We start from the raw sequence: 18731 nt of genomic DNA on the forward strand, positions 1-18731 counted from the left end.
CCCTGTCGCCGCTCGTCGGACCGGTATCTCACTCGGTGGACGCACCGCCCCACCTAGGCCCCTTATCGCCCGTGAGATACTAGAGGGGTGCCCACATCTAGTACCCACCACCTCACCCAGCTCGTGCCCCTCGATTCACTGAGTGCAGGCGCAGCAACCGCCCTTGACCGGCTTATCATCGCAGACGCCGTCTCCGCATCCAGCCCCGACGGCGCTACTACCGGGGACGTGCTCGTCCTCGATGACCCCACCGGCGCCCTAACCTTCTGGGCCCTAGCACACACCGCTCCCGGCAACCACCGGGTGATCAGCCGACAACGCTCCTACGCAGACGCTCTGACTCTGCACCGCACTCTCCGGGCGCAGTATCCAGATGCTGCAACCCGCCTTATCCTTGCAGGGCTCGATCAAAACGGGGAAGTAGATTCCTCAACTTTCAGTCTCTATGAGGCTCTCGCCACTCACCGCTTCAACGGTGCCATCGCTCTGGGTCACCTACCCAAGAGTCACGCCGCGCTCGCCGACCTCGCCCATGATTTAGCGCGGTATCAGGCTGAGCAGGGGAGCGAAACTACCCTGATTCTGGGTGGTAATACCAAGCACATGAGCACCAGCTTCAACCAGACTCTGGGCCGCAGCTTCGGGCAAGTGAGGGGGCTGCGGGGTAAGGGTAAGCACCGCTGCCTGCTTGCTACAGCGCCGGCCCCGGCGTCTGAGGCCCCTCGGCCTGCCGGAGCCCTACAGGCTGTTGGTGGCGTGTTCTCGGGTGGTAAGCCCGACCGGGGCGGCCAAGTGCTGGCCGCAAACGTCCTTACCGACTTAGCGAAGCAGGTCCCTGCCCGCCCGCTGACCCTGGTTGACCTGGGGTGCGGTAACGGGTCGGTGACCCTCGAAGTTCTAGAGCACCTGCCTGCCGGGGTGGAGGTTGCCCGGGTCTGGGCCACCGACCTCGATGTGGACTCCGCCCGGTCGGCAGCCCTTAACCTGGGGCAGGACGCCCGGGTTCAGGTGAGCTGGGATGACGCCGGTTCCCGTCTGCCGCAGGGCTCAGCCGACATCGTGATGCTTAACCCGCCCTTTCACACCGGAACCGTGGTTGACCTGAGCCTGGTGGGCCCGCTGCTTGATGCTGCCCTGCGCCTGTTGACTCCCGGTGGGCAGCTCTACCTGGTGCATAACTCGCACGCCCGCTACCGGCAGCAGGTTGAAGAGCGCTTTGAACAGGTGCGGCAGCTTGAGCGCACCCCCACCTTCACCGTTCTTACAGCCCGCGCACCCCTGACCGAGGAGAACTTATGACCATCAAAATTATTGCTATCGGTAAGAAACACGAAAAGTGGGTCAAGGACGGCATTGACCGCTACGAAACTCGTCTTCGCAAGCCCTGGGATATTACCTGGCAGTACCTGCCCCATTCGTCCCTGGCAGAAGAAGCTGCGCGGGCGGAGGAATCCCGCCGCATTCTTGAAAAGGTTGACCGTGATGACTACCTGGTGCTGCTCGATGAGCGCGGCAAGATGCTGAGCTCTCCTGCCCTGGCTCGCCTGCTGGAGACCCAGTTGGGCTTTAAGAAGGTGGTACTGGTGATTGGTGGAGCCTACGGGGTGGACGATTCGGTGCGGGGCCGCGCCAATACCGTCTGGAGTCTCTCGGACCTGGTCTTCCCCCACCAGCTGGTGCGCTTAATCATCACGGAGCAGATATATCGGGCCGGTGAAATCGCCGCCGGCCGCCCCTACCACCACGTGTAGGGTGGAAAAGATGCAGACAGAGATTGAAAGGACGCCGCCGGTGAGTTTTCCTGAAGGATTTTTGTGGGGTGGCGCAACGGCCGCCAACCAGATTGAGGGTGCCTATGCTGAGGGTGGCAAGGGGCTGAGCGTGCAGGACGTGCTGCCGCGGGGGCTGGCGTCCGCTCCCACAGCCCAGCCGACCCCCGATAACCTCAAGCTTGAGGGCATCGACTTCTACCACCGCTACGCAGACGATATCGCCCTCTTTGCCGAACTTGGCTTTAAGGTCTTCCGCCTTTCCTTTGCCTGGTCACGGATTTTCCCGCGCGGGGACGAGACTGAACCCAACCCTGAGGGCCTGGCCTTCTATGACCGGGTTATCGACGAGCTGCTGCGCCACGGGATTGAGCCGCTGGTGACCTTGAGTCACTATGAGACCCCTTTGCATCTGGCTCGTGAATACGGCGGGTGGGCTAACCGGCAGCTGATTGATTTCTTTGAGCGGTACGCCCGCTCTGTAATGACCCATTTTGCGGGCAGGGTTCGCTACTGGATTACCTTCAACGAGATTAACTCCGTGCTGCACTTTCCCTTCTTCTCGGGGCTTGAAGGAACACCCGATGAGATTGGGCCGCAGCGGCTCTATCAGGCGGTGCATCACGAACTGGTCGCCTCAGCCCGTGCCACCCGCCTGGCCCATGAGATTGACGGGCAAAACCGGGTGGGCTGCATGATCCTGGCTGTTCCCCGCTACCCCCTGACCCCCGACCCGGCAGATGTGCTGGCTGCCCAGGTGGCCTCGCGCGATGACTATGTATTTGGTGACGTGCACTGCCGGGGCACCTACCCCGGCTACTTTCTCCGCAAGCTCTCAGAGCTGGGTGTCGAACTGGAGATCACCGACCAAGACCGCCAGGACTTGCTGAATACCGTCGATTTTGTCTCCTTCTCCTACTACATGTCGGTGTGTGAAACTGCTGGGGCTGCAGATACCGGTGAGGGTAACATCATCGGGGGAGTGCCCAACCCTACCCTAGAAGCTTCTGAGTGGGGTTGGCAGATAGACCCGGTGGGCCTGCGCCTGGTGCTTAACGACTTCTGGGATCGCTGGGGCAAGCCCCTCTTTATCGTTGAAAACGGCCTGGGTGCGGTTGACCAACTGGTGGAAGGTGGGTCGGACGGGCTCACAGTTGAGGACGATTACCGAATCAGCTACCTGCGCGAGCACCTGCTCCAGGCTGAAGAAGCAATCGCCGACGGGGTCGACTTGCTGGGCTACACCGTGTGGGGGTGCATTGACCTGGTATCAATGTCGACCGCTCAGATGTCTAAGCGCTACGGGGTGATTTATGTGGACCGGAATGACGATGGCTCAGGCACCCTAGCACGCTACCGCAAGAAGTCCTTTGACTGGTACCAGCAGGTGATTGCCACCAACGGCCGCTCCCTGCATAACCCGCTCTAACCTGAACACCTCATTTCTTATGTCAGCCTTGCCTCATCTGCCCAGCAGGTGAGGCAAAGCTTTCTTCTGAAACCTGGCAGGCCCTTGCCGGTTCCACCTCCCACACCACCAGTAGCGGCTCCTAGTTGTGCTGGCAGAGAACTGGCAGGTCTGGACCTCCCCGGCCCAGCTTCTGGTTGATAGCGATCGTGAGGCAGACCTGGCTGCGGCGAGCGCCGCTGTGCGGGGCCTCCTGTCAGAGACAAACGCAGCTATCAACACCTTTGAGTCCACCAGCATCACCAACACCCTCACCACCTACCACCACGAAATCACAGCCCACACCCACGGCACCTGCACCGCCCACTCCTAACCAACGAAAGACCCGCCCACCATGACCACCCTCCACATCAACTGGGGCAGCTGCGCCGCCTGCGGCCTCTGCTTACCGTTGAGGGTGGCCTGATGATGGGAAGGGCCTAAAGCGGTTATGCCTGCAACCTGCCGAAATATAGCGTAACTGGCGCCACAAGCAGGTGCTGCGGGGATAGGATGAAAGAGGTCATAGACGACCAAACCTCGCTACCCGCCCAGCCAGGTAGCGGGGGAGACCCCTTATCGAAACAGGTGATGACTCCCATGAAGGCAGCCCGCTTTTACGACAACAAAGACATCCGCATCGAAGACATCGACGAACCCACCGCAGGCGCTGGCGAAGTCCTCATCAAGGTAGCCTGGTGCGGCATCTGCGGCACCGATCTTCACGAATACCTCGACGGCCCCATCTTCTGCCCCACCCACAGCACCCCGCACCCCATCTCCGGCGAAACCGCCCCCGTCACCATGGGCCACGAATTCTCCGGCATCGTCGAAGCCCTCGGCGAAGGCGTCACCGACCTAGAGGTAGGCGACCACGTCGTCGTTGAACCCTACATCGTACGCGACGACGTAGAAACCGGCCCCGGCAACAAGGACTACCACCTCTCCAAGGACATGAACTTCATCGGCCTCGCCGGGCGCGGCGGCGGCCTTGCCGAAAAAATCGCCGTCAAGCGCCGCTGGGTCCACAAAATCTCCAAGGACATCCCCCTCGACGAAGCAGCTCTCATCGAACCTCTCACCGTGGGCTACCACGCCGTTGAACGAGCCGGGGGAGTCAAGGAGGGCGACGTCGCCCTCATCGGTGGCGCAGGCCCCATCGGCCTGCTCACCGCAGCCGTCCTCAAAGCCCAGGGCGCAACCGTCGTCATGAGCGAACTCTCCAGCCTCCGCCGCCAAAAGGCCCTCGACGCCGGAGTAGCCGACTACGCTCTCTCACCCGCCGAGGTAGATGTCGTCGAAGAAGTCAAAAAACTCACCGACGGCCGCGGCGCCGACGTCGCCTTCGAATGCACCTCGGTTAACGTCGTCCTCGACACCCTCTTCGACGCCATCAAACCCCAAGGCGTCATCGTCGTGGTCTCCATCTGGGGTAAGCCCGCCCAGCTCGACATGCAAAAACTCGTCCTCAAGGAAGTTGACCTCCGCGGCACTATCGCCTACGTCAACAACCACCCCGACACCATCAAGCTCGTCGAATCAGGCAAAATCAACCTCAAACCCTTCATCACCGGCAAAATCGCCCTCGAAAACCTCATTGACGAAGGCTTCGACACCCTCATCAACCGCAACGAAACCGCCGTCAAAATCCTGGTCACCACCGACCCCGAGCGCCTAGACAACGCTCACTAGTCCACAACCACCAGGACGCCACACCCCGGGCGGGCACCCTCACACCAGAGAGTGCCCGCCCCCACTACGTCCCCCAACCTCTCATTAAGACTTTTAGCCACAAACTGTCGCCCACCGGCGCGTAGCATTACCCTAAGAGTCTGTGAAGACGCTATATTTTTATGTATGGCAAAGAAAAAAGTTACCGTAGTATCCGCGCTTGCGGCGACCGCCCTGCTCGCAGGCTGCGCGCAAACCATCGTACCCGGCATGGGCATTGAAGCAACTGACGGCTGGGGCGGCCGCGACGATATCACCATTGAGGTAACTGCCGAACACAACGGCGCAGAGGTTCCCGCAACCGTCACCGTCTACCAGGACCAGATGAGCTTCGACGGCAACCAGGCTGAGTTCGAAGGCGAAGCCTTCTACAAGCTCACCTACGACAACCTGGCAGACCTCTCAGACTCCCAGATTCGCGTTTCCGTCACCGCCGAAGACCCCGAAGCCGAGGTCTTCTGCGCCATCAAGGGCACCGGCTACTCCCTCGAAGAAGGCGACCACGTCAACCACGCCAACGAAGCAGACGGCACTGGCAGCGCCACCTGCGTCCTCAACATCGACTAACAACACCACCACACACCGCACACAGGTGGGCACCAAAGACGGTGCCCACCTCTTCCTTTAACAACACACCCACACCCACCCATACCATGCACCAACCACCCAAATATGAAAAACTAGGGCTATGACCACAGGGGCACACGAAATCCGCACCATCGTCGCAGAAGCAGCCGACGAAGCCGTCAACATCGGCTACCGCATAGGCGACAACATCCACTCCTACCGCGAACGCAAAGCACAAAAAAACGGCCTAGAACCCGTCATCGTACCCAGCGTCGGCTACGGCACCAAAAACTGGGTACGCATCCTCGGCCGCGCCCTCTACAAAACCGACCTCTTCGAAGAATTCTTCGACTCCGTCGAAAAAGGCGACCCCACCATCGAACCCGTCCGCGGCTGGCGCTCCTTCACCTCAGTCGCCATCTCCCACGCCCCCATCGACATCCACATCAACAACCAACACCACCGCGTCCACGCCGACCGCGGAGGAGTCGTAGACGTCAAACTCAACATCACCCTAGAACCCGGCACCCACCAAGTCACCATCACCACCCCCGGCAGCCAACCCGCCATCACCAGCGTCTACATCGTCCCCGAAGACCAAACCATCGGAATCATCTGCGACGTCGACGACACCGTCATGAACACCGCCCTACCCCGCCCCTTCGTCGCAGCCTGGAACAGCTTCGTCCTCAACGAACACGCCCGCTCCGCCACCCCCGGCATGGCCGTCATGATGGACCGCCTCCACCGCGCCCACCCCACAGCCCCCTTCATGTACCTCTCCACCGGCGCCTGGAACGTCACCCCCACCCTCCGCCGCTTCCTCCACCGCAACGGCTACCCCAAAGGCACCTTCCTCCTCACCGACTGGGGCCCCACCCCCGACCGCTGGTTCCGCTCCGGCTCCCAACACAAAGTCAACACCCTCAAACGCCTCGCCACCGAATTCCCCAACATCCGCTGGATCCTCATCGGCGACGACGGCCAACGCGACCCCGAAATCTACAACGGCTTCGCCGTCCGCTACCCCCACAACGTCGAAGCCATCCTCATCCGCAACCTCACCTTCGGCGAATCCGTCCTCTCATCAGGCCGCGTCTGGGGCGACAACCGCGCTCGCGATATCACCAAGGGCGACCTCTGGCTTGAAGGCAACGACGGCACCGCCCTCTACGAGCAGCTCAAAGACCGCGGGCTCGTCTAAACAACCGCGCTTAAACACCTTAAGGGGCACCCTTGTCAAGCCTGACAGGGTGCCCCTCTGTGCGACACGCCCCCGGCAAAAAACCTTAAAAAACAGGCCCGCGCAGCCCCCCAAGACTCAAGGCTCAATTTAGGGTTGAAAGCCCCCGCCCTGATATCACGCGGGACGTCCGGTCTTAAGCCCCAGGGGGCTAAGTGGCCCCTGAACTTAAGGTCACACCATCACTCCAAACCTCACATAAAAACCCTTCATGTGGATAACTTTCCCTTAAAGCCCGCAAACGCGCGGAAGGGCTGTGGATAGCGCACCGATTTAAAAAATTTCGTAACAGACCACACTATGTAGGGCTAGATGCGCTCTCCAAACACTAGATGTAGTATTAAATCTCGGTTCGGGCGACTAGAGAGAAAAGGCCGCCAGACCCCACACCAGCTCTTTCGAGAGCCCCTATGCCAGAAACCTCCCGCAACACGCGGGATACCAAGGAGATACCCCAATGACCGTTACGGTGTACACCAAGCCTGCCTGCGTCCAGTGCAACATGACCTACCGCGCTCTCGACAAGCTCGGCGTCCAGTACAACACCGTTGACATCACTGAGGACCCCGCAGCCCTCGAACTCATCAAGGGCATGGGCTACCTGCAGGCCCCCGTTGTAATCGCCGGTGAGGACCACTGGTCAGGCTTCCAGCCCGACAAGATCAACGCCCTGGCCAGCGCCGCAGCCTAACCGCTGACCACCTGCCCGGGGAGCACCCGCCGCTACAGGCGTCCGCACCCGGGCCTTTTCTTACCCGCGCCACGCGCACACCCACCACGACCAGATCCAGGCACCAGCCCCCATGGACACCACAGATACCACCGGACAGCCCACCATCGTCTACTTTTCATCGGTCTCAGAGAACACCCACAAGTTCGTCCAGAAGACCGGAATAAAAAACATACGGCTACCGCTGAAGACCAGTGAAGACCCACCACAGGTCACCGGGCCCTACGTACTGTGCGTCCCCAGCTACGGGAGACCCGGGGGAGCGGGCTCCATACCGCCCCAGGCCGTGAAGTTCCTCAACAACCCCCACAACCGGGAACTCCTGCAAGGAGTCATCGGCGCGGGAAACACCAACTTCGGTGACCTCTTCTGCGTAGCAGCAGACAAAGTCGCCGCCAAATGCCACGTGCCCGTGCTCTACAAATTTGAGCTCATGGGCACCGAAGAAGATGTAGAAACCGTTCAAGAAGGATTGGAAAAATTTTGGATTCAAAACTCCCTGTACCCGGCCTCAGCGTAGAACCCGGTCACGAGGATCCGAGCACCCCCGAGAAATACCGTGGCATGGGGTACCACGAACTGAATGCCCTTCTGAACCTCTACGATGAGAACGGCCAGATTCAGTTCGAAGCAGACCGTCAGGCTGCCCGCCAGTACTTCCTGCAGCACGTCAACAACAACACCGTCTTCTTCCACGACCTGGAAGAAAAGATTGACTACCTGGTCAAGCACCAGTATTACGAGCCCGAGGTTTTCGAGAAGTACTCCTTTGACTTCGTCAAGTCCCTCTCCAAGCTGGCCTACTCCAAGAAGTTCCGCTTCCCCACCTTCCTGGGTGCCTTCAAGTTCTACACCTCCTACGCGCTGAAGACCTTCGACGGCCAGCGCTACCTGGAACGCTTCGAGGACCGCGTGGTTATGGTCGCCCTGCTGTTGGCAGAAGGCGACGAGGCTCTGGCAACCAAGATTGTTGAAGAGGTCATCTCCGGCCGCTTCCAGCCCGCCACCCCCACCTTCCTCAATGCCGGTAAGAAGCAGCGCGGCGAACTGGTCTCCTGCTTCCTGCTGCGTATCGAAGACAACATGGAGTCCATCGGCCGCTCCATCAACTCAGCCCTGCAGCTGTCCAAGCGCGGCGGCGGCGTCGCTTTCGCTCTGACCAACCTGCGCGAAGCCGGCGCCCCCATCAAGAAGATTGAGAACCAGTCCTCAGGCGTCATTCCCGTCATGAAGCTGCTGGAAGACTCCTTCTCCTACGCTAACCAGCTTGGTGCTCGTCAGGGTGCGGGTGCAGTTTACCTGCACGCTCACCACCCCGACATTTACTCCTTCCTCGACACCAAGCGCGAGAACGCCGACGAGAAGATTCGTATCAAGACCCTCTCCCTGGGTGTTGTGATTCCCGATATCACCTTCGAGCTGGCCAAGAAGAACGAGGACATGTACCTCTTCTCGCCCTACGACGTTGAGCGTATCTACGGTGTGCCCTTCTCAGACATCAACGTCACCGAGAAGTACTACGAGATGGTCGACGATGCCCGCATCAAGAAGACCAAGATCAACGCCCGCGAGTTCTTCCAGACCCTGGCTGAGATTCAGTTCGAGTCGGGCTACCCCTACGTCATGTTTGAAGACACCGTTAACAAGGCTAACCCCATTGACGGCAAGATCATCATGTCTAACCTCTGCTCCGAGATTCTGCAGGTTTCTGAGCCTTCGGTCTACAACGCTGACCTTGGCTACGAGACCATCGGTAAGGACATCTCCTGCAACCTGGGTTCCCTCAACATCGCCCTGGCCATGGACGGCGGCGACCTGGGCCAGACCGTCGGCACCGCCATCCGCGCCCTGACTGCCGTGTCTGACCAGTCCGATATTGCCTCGGTTCCCTCCATCGAGCGCGGTAACTCCATGAGCCATGCCGTTGGTCTGGGCCAGATGAACCTGCACGGCTACCTGGCCCGCGAGCACGTCTACTACGGTTCTGAAGAAGCCCTGGACTTCACCAACATGTACTTCTACACCGTCACCTACCACGCGATTCGCGCCTCTATGGAAATTGCCCGCGAACGCAAGGAGACCTTCGTAGGCTTTGAGAAGTCCAAGTACGCTTCGGGGGAGTACTTCGAGAAGTACATCAACGGCACCTGGGACTTTGAGACCGAGCGCGCCCGCGAGCTCTTCGCCGGTCACTTTGTGCCCACCGCTGAGGACTGGAAGCAGCTGGCAGCCGACGTTGCTGAACACGGTATGTACAACCAGAACCTGCAGGCTGTTCCGCCGACCGGTTCTATCTCCTACATCAACGGCTCCACCTCGTCGATTCACCCCATTGCCTCGAAGATTGAGATCCGTAAGGAAGGCAAGCTGGGTCGTGTCTACTACCCGGCTCCCTACATGGACAACGAGAACCTGGACTACTACCAGGACTCCTACGAGATCGGCTACGAGAAGATTATCGACACCTACGCCGTTGCTACCCAGCACGTCGACCAGGGCCTGTCGCTGACCCTCTTCTTCAAGGACACCGCCACCACCCGCGACGTCAACAAGGCCCAGATTTACGCCTGGCGTAAGGGCATCAAGACCATCTACTACTCACGTATTCGTCAGATGGCTCTTGAGGGTACCGAGGTTGAGGGCTGCGTTAGCTGCATGCTCTAAGGCCTGAGGCGGGGTAGGGCGTTGTGCTGATAGGGCGCGGACGCCCGCCCCGGCTGAGCGGGCCCGTCATCTTGTGTTGGGTGGCGGGCTTTCTTTATCACGGTATATAATCTATATAACTGATAAGTTAAACTGATTATTTTAGGCTGGCGCCCTTGGAAAATTTTTCGTATGAGCAGGCGAGTACCTTAAGGTATTCGGTCTTTAGGATGCATAGACGACTGAGGAACGAGACCGACTCGCACTCGCCCCTCTCATTTGCAGAGGAAACCGTGCTCGCCCAGCTCCAGGCCGGCCCGCGGCAGACCTGTGCCGAGCTGGCCCGCTTTCAGCGTATGACCCCGCAGTCCATGAACAAGATCGTTGCCTCACTGCTTCGCCGCGGCTACATTGCCTCGGGCAAGAACCTGCACGATAAGCGTCGCAAGGAGCTCTATCTGACAGAGCAGGGGAGTGCAACCATCGACTCCATCATCAGTCGCCGCGACCGCTGGATAGTAGAACGTGCCGACGAGATACTCACCGCGGACGAGGCTGCGCAGCTTGCTGCAGCCCTGCCGCTGCTACGCCGCCTCGTCGATAGGGAAACCAAAGCAGAGCGCCTAGCCGCCCTACAAGAGGAAGCGGGTGCGGGCGTCCGCCCCTGAGATATTAAGCAAACCGAGCCGCTGGTGCGAAAACCGCCCAACGGTGAAAGAATAGAACCAAGCCTATTCCAGGCACCACACCAACCCGACATGAGGAGAACCCATCACCATGAGTGAGAAGGTCGAACTGGTCAACCACGTTGAAGCCATCAACTGGAACCGCATCGAAGACGAAAAAGACCTTGAGGTCTGGGACCGTCTGACCGCTAACTTCTGGCTGCCCGAAAAGGTGCCGCTGTCGAACGACGTGCAGTCCTGGAAGACCCTGACCGAGGAAGAAAAGCAGCTGACCATGCGCGTCTTCACCGGCCTGACCCTGCTCGACACCATCCAAGGTACTGTTGGTGCTGTCTCCCTACTCCCCGACGCCGTGACCGCCCACGAAGAGGCCGTGTACACCAACATCGCCTTCATGGAGTCGGTGCACGCTAAGTCCTACTCATCGATCTTCTCCACCCTGGCCTCCACCAAGGAAATTGACGAGGTCTTCCGCTGGTCCACCGAGAACGAGCACCTGCAGAAGAAGGCCCGCATCGTCATGGACTACTACCAGGGCAATGACCCCCTGAAGAAGAAGGTCGCCTCAACCCTGCTCGAGAGCTTCCTCTTCTACTCAGGTTTCTACCTGCCCATGTACTGGTCATCCCGCGCCAAGCTCACCAACACCGCAGACCTTATCCGCCTGATTATTCGCGATGAGGCTGTACACGGCTACTACATTGGCTACAAGTACCAGCGCGGCCTCGAAAAGGAGACCGCTGAGCGCCAGGCAGAGCTCAAGGACTACACCTTTGACCTGCTCTACGAACTGTATGAGAACGAAGTGGCCTACACCCACTCCCTCTACGACGGCGTGGGCCTGAGCGAGGACGTCAAAAAGTTCCTGCACTACAACGCCAACAAGGCACTGATGAACCTGGGCTATGAGGCCATGTTCCCGGCCTCCGTCACCAACGTGTCACCCGCGATTCTCTCAGCCCTCTCACCCAACGCCGACGAGAACCACGACTTCTTCTCCGGCTCCGGCTCCTCCTACGTTATTGGTAAGGCTGTGAATACGGAAGATGAGGACTGGGACTTCTAAATGCCCTAGTCAGAGCTAGAAAATGGCCCCTTGCTGAACCCCTTTCTGTGGGAACGGTGAGGGGCCGTTTTCATAAAAGGAGCAGCAGGGGGTTTAGCCCCAGCACCTTCTCCACACCGTTTTTTCGGGGTAGGTGCGGCGGACGTCCGCCAGGGCTTTCATGCGGGCGCGGCTGGGGCCGTCCCAGAGAATCCACTTCACAAATTCGAGGTCGAGCTTCTCGGGGCAGCCCTCGGTCATATCAGGCCGGTTGGTACCGCGGTAGGTGAGCCAGCGGCGTCCTACCCTCCACAGGCGCACCAGGCGCGGTGCTAACAGCACATAGATGCGGTCAGCCTCAGCCAGCCGCCGTTCAAAATGCACATCGGAATAGCCGCCCTCAATCACCCAGGCTTCATTCTCATCCAGAAACTCGCCCACAAGAGAGCGTTCGTCCGCTAGGTCCCGCTCGACCCACCCCGGCAACCAGTGAACGGTATCAAGGTGCAGCAGCGGCACCCCGTACCCGGCAGCCAACCGTCGCGCCCAGGTGGACTTACCGGCGCCGCTCAAACCCAGAACAAGAATCTTCATACCTCCAGCATAAACACCGGCACCCCGCATTTATTCTGAAAAAGCCGCAACTAGTTGCGGGTAAAACAGAATAAATGCGGGGCGAAACCCCCAGCCTCACCAGCCTGCCCCGAAAGGCAAAGGGGCCACCGGCGTCCGCGCCCCTGCTAAAGCGAGTACCCTAGATAGAGAGCCTACCGAGCAGAAAGAGAGCCATGCCCGCGCCTATCACCAGCTACCAGCAGGCCGAGAAGATTCTGGCTGCGCAGCTGTCCATTGACCTGTGCCTGCCCGAGCAGGCCATTGATATAGCGCAGCAGCACGGCTCAACCCACCTTTCAGCCCGTCGAATTCCCCTCGATGAGATGCACCCGGCCCGCCGCCGCTACCGCGACCACTGGGAGCTACGCCTGATTAACTATCGGGGGCTCACGGTCATTTGTGCCCAGCACCCGCGCGTGCGCGAGGCCGCCGATAACCTGCTGGCCGGGGATAATGGCAACTGGGTGGGGGACTACTCTGAGCTGCGCAAACTCAACGACTACTTGACCCCCTACGCCCTGCAAATGAGCGGCACCTCCCTCTTTTTCACCCCCGGCAGGGATTTCTTTATCCCAGGTGCGGACGCCCGCCCCAGCTTGTTGCCCGAGGGCTATACGGTGCGGTGGTTAGAACCTTCAGAACTGGAGCAGTATCGTGGCAACCCAGATTTTGAGAACGCACTGGGGTTTAAGGAGCTCCGCCCTGATGTGCAGGTGCTGGGTGCCTACGCCGAGGGGCAGCTGGTGGCTCTCGCAGGAGCCAGCGAAGACTCCGATTGGTGCCGCCAGATCGGCATTGACGTGCTGGCCGGCCACAGGGGTAATGGGCTGGCCACCTACCTGGTGCGGGAGCTGTCGCAGGCAATTCTCGCAGAAGGGTTTGTTCCCTTCTACGGCACCAGCCCCTCGCACATCATCAGTCAGCAGGTGGCTCTGAATGCGGGCCTGCGCCCGGCCTGGTGGGAGTTCGTCTCTACCAGCTTGAACGAAATTTCGGTGGACTAATGCTGCACCTTGACCGCGTTGACCCCGTCACCGGCGGAACGATGGCCGAGATGGTTGATTCAGCCATGGCGACCGTCCGCGCAGTGGGTAGGGGAGAGGCCCCCAGTACCCTGCGTCTCTATCGGCCCAAACCAACGGTGGCTTTTGGGCGCAGGGACGAGCTTAACCCCCGGTTTGCTCAGGCCCGCGCGGCTGCGGTGGACCGCGGGTTTGAGCCCCTGGTGCGTACCGTGGGCGGACACGCCGCTGCCTATCACTCAGGCTGCCTGGTGGTGGATCATTTCCAGAAAGCATCAGACGCTGTCAGCGGCAACCACGAGCGCTACGGCATCTTCGGGGCCATGTTCGCAGAGGCCCTCACTAGCCTGGGCATTCCTGCCGGGGTGGGGGAACTGCCCGGCGAGTACTGCCCCGGTGAGTATTCGGTCTGGGGCCAACTGCCCGGCGGTCAGCGCGTCAAGCTCATTGGCACCGCCCAGCGGGTCGTCGCTGGAGCCTGGTGGTTCTCATCGGGCATCGTGGTAACAGGGGCCGATAGCCTGCGCGAGGTGACAACAGACGTTTACCAGGCCCTCGGCCTACCCCTGGACCCCGCAACAGTGGGCGCAGCAGCCGACATCGAACCCCTCATCACCGTCGACGACCTTGAAGACGCCGTCATTGAAGCCTATGAAAGCGAGGGGTTCTAGTGTGCGGACGCTACGCCCTTGAACTGGCCCAGGACCACCCCCAATACATGGCAGGGGTTGAGATCACCGACCCCATCACAAACTACAACGTTGCCCCCACCAGCACAGTTCCCATTCTGGTGGACCGGCTAGTGAGCCCCGCCGAACAGGTCACCGGGGCGGACGCGCCCGCGCGGGCGGGTGCGTCCGCCACCCCGACCGGTGGTGGGCAGGGGAGCGCTCCGATCTTCACCCGCGAACTGCATTCGGCCCGCTGGGGGCTGCTACCGGGCTGGGCTAAGGATCCCGCCTTCTCATCGCGTGCCTTCAACTCCCGGAGCGAGACTATTTTTGAAAAGCCAACCTTCCGCGAGGCAGCTGTTTCGGGGCACTGCGCCGTACCCGTGAGCGGTTACTACGAGTGGAAAACTGAAACTACCGCAGCGGGCAAGCAGGTGAAAACCCCCTACTTTGTGCACCGCATCGACGGGCGACCTATCTACTTCGCCGGTCTGTATGAATGGTGGAAAATCCCCGCAGAATTTGCAGAACCAGGCGGGGTTTTTGCAGGTAAGGAAGGGGAGTGGCTGCTCTCCTGTTCTATCGTGACCATGGATTCACCCGGCAACGGTGAATTCGACCCCGGAATTATGGCCGACTTGGGTGGCGACCCTGGCTACACAAACGAGATTGAGCGGCAACTAGGTCAGCTGCACAATCGTCTGCCGATACCCCTTCACGTGGCAGCTGATACCGACATTAACGAAAGTGATAGCCTGACGGCCTGGTTGCGGTCAGGCCGTCCAGCTGGTGCCCCCAAGCCCACGGCCGAGCAGAAAAGGTCTTACCGTGCCCAAGCGCAGGCGTCCTTGCAGCTCATTCGCGAGCAGGCTTTCGCCGAGACCGCAGGCTGGGCCCTACGCGAGGTCAGTAAGGATGTCGGCAATGTGCGCAACAACGCCCCCTACCTGCTGGAGCCTGTCGAAGATTTGCTGAGTGGTCTATAGAAAGCTTGATGCGGGAGATAGGTGATGCAGGCTCATGGCGAAGCTGTTGGCTCGGGGCTGGCGTGAATCGCTAGTGAGCGAAGCGAACCGGCGAGAGGGTCGGCAGCGAGCGTGAGCCTGCATCACCTTAAGCTTTTACAATCAAACAGCTGAGCCCCACCCCCGCTGCTGGTGAGGGGTGGGGCTCAACTATTAGCTAGTTTACCGCTTGTCTAGAGAATGTCGTCGTCTTCGGGGAACCAGCGGTTGAAATCTAGGGTCAGGTAGAGGGCTAGCGCGGCGGCGTTGTTCTCGCTGATGCGCACTGAAACCTGCTCGTAGCCGTCCTCGAACATCTGGTCGATGCTGCGGCGAATCAGCTGTTCTGCTAGGCCCTCGCGGCGGCGGGAGGCTGCGGTGAAGAGCTCGTAGATGGTGGGGATGTCCTTGGGGTCGGTGACCACGCGGTGCTTGAGACAGAGGGACGCGGCAATAATGCGGTCGTGCTCATCAACTACCACGGGAGACGCCTCGGCGTAGAACTCGCCGTGCTCACCCTTGAGAATACGCTCCATCTCGGCGGCAGCGTCGGCCTGGGATGCAAATCGTTCGCCGCTGTAGGAGGCGAAGTAGAGCCGTGCCAGCGCTTCAGCGTCGTCGAGCTGGGCGGGGCGGGTGTTGACGGTCATGGGCTTACGTGCCTTTGAAGTGTGCGAAATCAGAGTAATCAAGCCGCTCATGGTTGGCCTCCTTGTGGGTCGGGTATTGATTTACACTGTGATGTATAGAATACTCTGTTGGCTGATGATTGCCTACGGTTTTACCGTTTATTCACCTTGTCAACGGAATATTGCGTCATAGAAAGTCTAGTTGACCGCCCACTCGGGGTGAAACTAGGTGCTGTAACAGAAAGGACGGTCGGGGTGAAGTTTGCGCAGGTCAGGCGGGCTAGTAAGGCCCGCGCGGTGGTTGAAAGCGGCGGACGCTGGTACGAGCTGGGCCGGCCCCTGCACAAGTTTGTGGGGTCGAGTGATTTAGGGTCTGTGAGCCCTGCTGAACTGGGGGCTAAGCCGGTTGAGGTGAGCCCTGAAGAGTTCATTGCCCCGCTGAACAAGGTGCAACGGGTGCTGTGCGTGGGGCTGAACTTCACGGATCACGCCGCAGAAGTGGGGGCAGAGCTGCCTACCTACCCCACCATCTTCACCAAGTTCGGCAACGCCCTCATTGGGCCGGGTGAGCCTATTGAGCTGCCCGCTGAGAGCACCAAAATTGACTGGGAAGTCGAGTTATGCGCGGTGGTAGGACGCCGCGGCCGCCACATTGCCGAAGAACAGGTGGACGACTACCTGCTGGGCTACACCGTGCTCAACGACGTATCGGTGCGCGACTGGCAGGGGCGCACAACTGAATGGTTCCAGGGTAAAAACTGGGACCGCTCGACGCCGTTTGGCCCGGTCATCGTCAGCCCCGATGAACTCGATATCGAGGGCGGCCTTGCCATGACCTGCACCGTCGACGGCGAAGTGCGCCAGCAGGGCACCACCGCCAACATGGTCTTCACCCCGGCCCAGGTAGTCAGCTACATCTCTACCTTTATGACGCTGGAACCCGGCGACCTGATCGCCCTGGGAACTCCTGCCGGGGTTGGGCTCTCGCTACGCCCCCGCAAGTGGCTGAGCGCCGGGCAGACCGTGGTGACCTCAATCGAGGGCATCGGCACGCTGACCAACCGGTGCGAGCAGGTGTGAGGGTGGCGAAACGGGAGTGGTGATTACCCTCCGCGTGCCGACCGTATTTTTGGCTCTGCGCAGGCATGCGTTTGCCGACTAACCTTCTCGCCGGTTCGCTAGCGCTCACGGGCGATTCATGCCAGCCCCAGCCAGTCGGCTCCATGCATGCCTGCGCTTCGCCCCGCCCCAGCGTCCTTGCGTGGCTTAACCCTCACCCGCCGCGCGGGCAGTAGGCGGTGACCTTGGGGTATTCTGTACCTTGTGTCAAAACGTTCTTTGTGGTCAGCAGATAGCACCAGCATGGTGATTCACGGCGATAATCTTGCCGTGCTCAAAAACCTGCCCGCAGAGAGCTTCCAGCTCATTTATATTGACCCGCCGTTCAATACGGGCAAGGTGCAGAAGCGCCAGAGCATCAAGACCGTGCGTACCGAGGGCGGTAGCCGGGTTGGCTACAAGGGGCACACTTACGAGACCATCAAGGGCGATATCTACGGGTATTCTGACTCCTTTGAGAACTACTGGGAGTTCCTAGAACCCCGTCTCATGCAGGCCTGGCGTCTGCTCAAGCCCACCGGTACCCTCTACCTGCACCTGGATTACCGCGAGGTTCACTACGCCAAGGTTGTTCTCGATGCTCTGTTTGGCCGCGAGTCTTTCTTGAATGAGATTATTTGGGCTTATGACTATGGGGCTAAGTCCAAGAAGAAGTGGCCTGCTAAGCACGATAACATTTTGGTCTACGTGAAAGACCCTGAGAATTATTACTTCAATTCTGAGGCGGTTGACCGCGAGCCCTACATGGCGCCCGGCCTTGTCACCCCCGAGAAAGCTGAGATTGGTAAGCTGCCGACGGACGTCTGGTGGCACACCATTGTTTCTCCTAGCGGCAAGGAGAAAACCGGCTATGCCACGCAGAAGCCCCTGGGTATTTTGCGCCGCATTGTGCAGGCCTCGAGTGCACCCGGCGACTGGGTGCTGGACTTCTTCGGTGGCTCCGGCACCACCGGCCACGCCTGCGCCCAGCTTGACCGCAACTTCCTGATGATTGACCAGAACCCCGAGGCTATCAAGGTCATGCGCAAGCGCCTGAAGGCCGTGGACGGGCTCGACGTGACTTTCAAGAAGTCCCGCGCTAAGGCTTCGCTGGCGGGGGCCAAGGTCACACCCAAGACGGCTGCTATCAAGAAAACGAAAAAGTAGCCCATGACGTCCGCCTACCCGCCGATTAAACCCAACCGCGCCTGGTTCCTTGTGGCCCTGGGGCTGGTAGTTGCTGAGCTTATTTATCTGGCCCTGATTTACCCGTCGCTGCCGCAACAGTTACCGGTACATTACAGCCTGTGGGGTCGGGCGGACGGCTGGGTAGGCAAAAGTGTCTGGTCGGTTTTCGGGCTGACCTTCGCCCTTCCCGCCCTTCTTGCACTGGTCTGGTGGGGTGGCATGGCTATGGGGCGTATGGCAAGCAAGGACGCCTCAGCCCAGTCCCACGACGCTTTTTCACCTCACGCGGGTAAGCAGGGGCAGCGCCAGCTGGCCGCTGCGCAGGCCCTAGGTCTGGATGCCCGGGTATACTCTGCCCGCCGTCTTTACGCTCAGACACAGGCTGTGGTTCCCTCTTTCGCCGGGCTGACCCTTGCCCTGGTGCTAGCCGTCAAAATTATTAACCTGACCGTGGTCGGGGTGCTGGGGGAGGCGTCCGTCCTTTTCGCCCCCGTGCTGGTGGTGGGCTACTGCCTCTTCCTGACAGTCCGCTCCTACCTCGCTGGTAAAAACTTCGATTCCCGCGCCCTAGCAAAAGGCACAAAGTAGCCTAGCTAGCGGTAAAATTAGGTTTGTTCTGCACCCTCGTACCGTGCAGATGTAA

Annotated in this window: 20 protein-coding genes; 18 read left to right on the forward strand and 2 right to left on the reverse strand. The window is 60.0% G+C overall.

Annotation, left to right across the window (positions count from 1 at the left end; all coding sequences use genetic code 11):
- Positions 1 to 87: 87 nt before the first annotated feature.
- The 12 genes from ACEE43_RS02605 (at position 88) to nrdF (ending at position 11882) form a co-directional block, all read left to right on the forward strand.
- Positions 88 to 1299: a class I SAM-dependent methyltransferase gene (locus tag ACEE43_RS02605; protein WP_449107103.1), complete on the forward strand. Its 1212-nt coding sequence runs from the start codon at positions 88 to 90 to the stop codon at positions 1297 to 1299.
- Positions 1296 to 1751 (forward strand): 23S rRNA (pseudouridine(1915)-N(3))-methyltransferase RlmH, encoded by a 456-nt coding sequence (locus ACEE43_RS02610; RefSeq protein WP_449107104.1) that lies wholly within the window; start codon positions 1296 to 1298, stop codon positions 1749 to 1751. The genes ACEE43_RS02605 and ACEE43_RS02610 overlap by 4 nt, the downstream gene beginning before the upstream one ends.
- 10 nt (positions 1752 to 1761) lie before the next feature.
- Positions 1762 to 3198, forward strand: a complete 1437-nt coding sequence (locus tag ACEE43_RS02615; RefSeq protein WP_449107105.1) for a glycoside hydrolase family 1 protein — start codon at positions 1762 to 1764, stop codon at positions 3196 to 3198.
- A 127-nt stretch (positions 3199 to 3325) separates the two neighbouring features.
- Positions 3326 to 3550, forward strand: coding sequence for a hypothetical protein (locus tag ACEE43_RS02620; protein WP_449107106.1), 225 nt, complete (start codon positions 3326 to 3328; stop codon positions 3548 to 3550).
- A gap of 266 nt (positions 3551 to 3816) precedes the next feature.
- Positions 3817 to 4908 carry a 2,3-butanediol dehydrogenase gene (locus ACEE43_RS02625; protein WP_449107138.1) on the forward strand — a complete coding sequence of 364 codons (1092 nt, stop codon included), beginning with the start codon at positions 3817 to 3819 and terminating at the stop codon, positions 4906 to 4908.
- Between the two features lie 165 nt (positions 4909 to 5073).
- A complete protein-coding gene (locus ACEE43_RS02630) occupies positions 5074 to 5514 on the forward strand; it encodes a hypothetical protein (protein ID WP_431464640.1) in 441 nt (146 codons plus the stop codon).
- A 121-nt stretch (positions 5515 to 5635) separates the two neighbouring features.
- The gene (locus ACEE43_RS02635) at positions 5636 to 6718 is read left to right on the forward strand and encodes an App1 family protein (protein WP_449107107.1); all 1083 of its coding nucleotides are present in this window, start codon (positions 5636 to 5638) and stop codon (positions 6716 to 6718) included.
- 496 nt (positions 6719 to 7214) lie between these two features.
- Entirely contained in the window at positions 7215 to 7448 is a 234-nt protein-coding gene (gene nrdH, locus ACEE43_RS02640) for a glutaredoxin-like protein NrdH (RefSeq protein ID WP_135013938.1), read from the forward strand.
- A 112-nt stretch (positions 7449 to 7560) separates the two neighbouring features.
- Complete coding sequence (gene nrdI, locus ACEE43_RS02645) at positions 7561 to 8007, forward strand: class Ib ribonucleoside-diphosphate reductase assembly flavoprotein NrdI (protein ID WP_185174643.1); 447 nt, start codon at positions 7561 to 7563, stop codon at positions 8005 to 8007.
- Positions 7971 to 10151: a class 1b ribonucleoside-diphosphate reductase subunit alpha gene (gene nrdE, locus ACEE43_RS02650; protein ID WP_449107108.1), complete on the forward strand. Its 2181-nt coding sequence runs from the start codon at positions 7971 to 7973 to the stop codon at positions 10149 to 10151. Before nrdI ends, nrdE begins: the two co-directional genes overlap by 37 nt.
- Before the next feature lie 272 nt (positions 10152 to 10423).
- Entirely contained in the window at positions 10424 to 10798 is a 375-nt protein-coding gene (locus tag ACEE43_RS02655) for a MarR family winged helix-turn-helix transcriptional regulator (RefSeq protein ID WP_449107109.1), read from the forward strand.
- Positions 10799 to 10907: 109 nt separating this feature from the next.
- Positions 10908 to 11882, forward strand: a complete 975-nt coding sequence (gene nrdF / locus ACEE43_RS02660) for a class 1b ribonucleoside-diphosphate reductase subunit beta (protein ID WP_237242228.1) — start codon at positions 10908 to 10910, stop codon at positions 11880 to 11882.
- 93 nt (positions 11883 to 11975) lie between these two features.
- Here the strand turns inward: nrdF and ACEE43_RS02665 are convergent, their stop codons facing one another.
- On the reverse strand, positions 11976 to 12455 hold the full coding sequence (locus ACEE43_RS02665) for a hypothetical protein (RefSeq protein ID WP_449107110.1): 480 nt from the start codon (positions 12453 to 12455) through the stop codon (positions 11976 to 11978).
- A 194-nt stretch (positions 12456 to 12649) separates the two neighbouring features.
- On the opposite strand from ACEE43_RS02665, the gene ACEE43_RS02670 reads away from it, so the two are divergent.
- From ACEE43_RS02670 to ACEE43_RS02680, 3 genes are read left to right on the forward strand one after another with little or no spacing between them, the layout of a single operon-like run.
- Entirely contained in the window at positions 12650 to 13480 is an 831-nt protein-coding gene (locus tag ACEE43_RS02670) for a GNAT family N-acetyltransferase (protein ID WP_449107111.1), read from the forward strand.
- Positions 13480 to 14169 (forward strand): lipoate--protein ligase family protein, encoded by a 690-nt coding sequence (locus ACEE43_RS02675; RefSeq protein ID WP_449107112.1) that lies wholly within the window; start codon positions 13480 to 13482, stop codon positions 14167 to 14169. The genes ACEE43_RS02670 and ACEE43_RS02675 overlap by 1 nt, the downstream gene beginning before the upstream one ends.
- Positions 14169 to 15155, forward strand: coding sequence for an SOS response-associated peptidase (locus ACEE43_RS02680; protein WP_449107113.1), 987 nt, complete (start codon positions 14169 to 14171; stop codon positions 15153 to 15155). The genes ACEE43_RS02675 and ACEE43_RS02680 overlap by 1 nt, the downstream gene beginning before the upstream one ends.
- Before the next feature lie 212 nt (positions 15156 to 15367).
- Here ACEE43_RS02680 and ACEE43_RS02685 read toward each other — a convergent pair whose 3' ends face one another.
- Entirely contained in the window at positions 15368 to 15874 is a 507-nt protein-coding gene (locus ACEE43_RS02685; RefSeq protein WP_449107114.1) for a GNAT family N-acetyltransferase, read from the reverse strand.
- 183 nt (positions 15875 to 16057) lie between these two features.
- On the opposite strand from ACEE43_RS02685, the gene ACEE43_RS02690 reads away from it, so the two are divergent.
- From ACEE43_RS02690 to ACEE43_RS02700, 3 genes are all read left to right on the forward strand, one after another.
- Complete coding sequence (locus ACEE43_RS02690) at positions 16058 to 16882, forward strand: fumarylacetoacetate hydrolase family protein (protein WP_449107115.1); 825 nt, start codon at positions 16058 to 16060, stop codon at positions 16880 to 16882.
- Positions 16883 to 17164: 282 nt separating this feature from the next.
- Positions 17165 to 18067: a DNA-methyltransferase gene (locus ACEE43_RS02695; protein WP_237210504.1), complete on the forward strand. Its 903-nt coding sequence runs from the start codon at positions 17165 to 17167 to the stop codon at positions 18065 to 18067.
- 3 nt (positions 18068 to 18070) lie between these two features.
- Positions 18071 to 18676: a DUF1648 domain-containing protein gene (locus ACEE43_RS02700; RefSeq protein ID WP_449107116.1), complete on the forward strand. Its 606-nt coding sequence runs from the start codon at positions 18071 to 18073 to the stop codon at positions 18674 to 18676.
- Positions 18677 to 18731 lie beyond the last annotated feature (55 nt).

The organism is Rothia sp. 11254D007BW, from assembly GCF_053548195.1.

Excerpts from the sequence above, each read along its gene's own strand:
- ACEE43_RS02610 (WP_449107104.1), top strand. The coding sequence starts at position 1,296 with ATGACCATCAAAATTATTGCTATCGGTAAGAAACACGAAAAGTGGGTC.
- ACEE43_RS02615 (WP_449107105.1), top strand. The coding sequence starts at position 1,762 with ATGCAGACAGAGATTGAAAGGACGCCGCCGGTGAGTTTTCCTGAAGGA.
- ACEE43_RS02625 (WP_449107138.1), top strand. The coding sequence starts at position 3,817 with ATGAAGGCAGCCCGCTTTTACGACAACAAAGACATCCGCATCGAAGAC.
- ACEE43_RS02630 (WP_431464640.1), top strand. The coding sequence starts at position 5,074 with ATGGCAAAGAAAAAAGTTACCGTAGTATCCGCGCTTGCGGCGACCGCC.
- ACEE43_RS02635 (WP_449107107.1), top strand. The coding sequence starts at position 5,636 with ATGACCACAGGGGCACACGAAATCCGCACCATCGTCGCAGAAGCAGCC.
- nrdH (WP_135013938.1), top strand. The coding sequence starts at position 7,215 with ATGACCGTTACGGTGTACACCAAGCCTGCCTGCGTCCAGTGCAACATG.
- nrdI (WP_185174643.1), top strand. The coding sequence starts at position 7,561 with ATGGACACCACAGATACCACCGGACAGCCCACCATCGTCTACTTTTCA.
- nrdF (WP_237242228.1), top strand. The coding sequence starts at position 10,908 with ATGAGTGAGAAGGTCGAACTGGTCAACCACGTTGAAGCCATCAACTGG.
- ACEE43_RS02665 (WP_449107110.1), bottom strand. The coding sequence starts at position 12,455 with ATGAAGATTCTTGTTCTGGGTTTGAGCGGCGCCGGTAAGTCCACCTGG.
- ACEE43_RS02670 (WP_449107111.1), top strand. The coding sequence starts at position 12,650 with ATGCCCGCGCCTATCACCAGCTACCAGCAGGCCGAGAAGATTCTGGCT.
- ACEE43_RS02675 (WP_449107112.1), top strand. The coding sequence starts at position 13,480 with ATGCTGCACCTTGACCGCGTTGACCCCGTCACCGGCGGAACGATGGCC.
- ACEE43_RS02685 (WP_449107114.1), bottom strand. The coding sequence starts at position 15,874 with ATGAGCGGCTTGATTACTCTGATTTCGCACACTTCAAAGGCACGTAAG.
- ACEE43_RS02695 (WP_237210504.1), top strand. The coding sequence starts at position 17,165 with ATGGTGATTCACGGCGATAATCTTGCCGTGCTCAAAAACCTGCCCGCA.
- ACEE43_RS02700 (WP_449107116.1), top strand. The coding sequence starts at position 18,071 with ATGACGTCCGCCTACCCGCCGATTAAACCCAACCGCGCCTGGTTCCTT.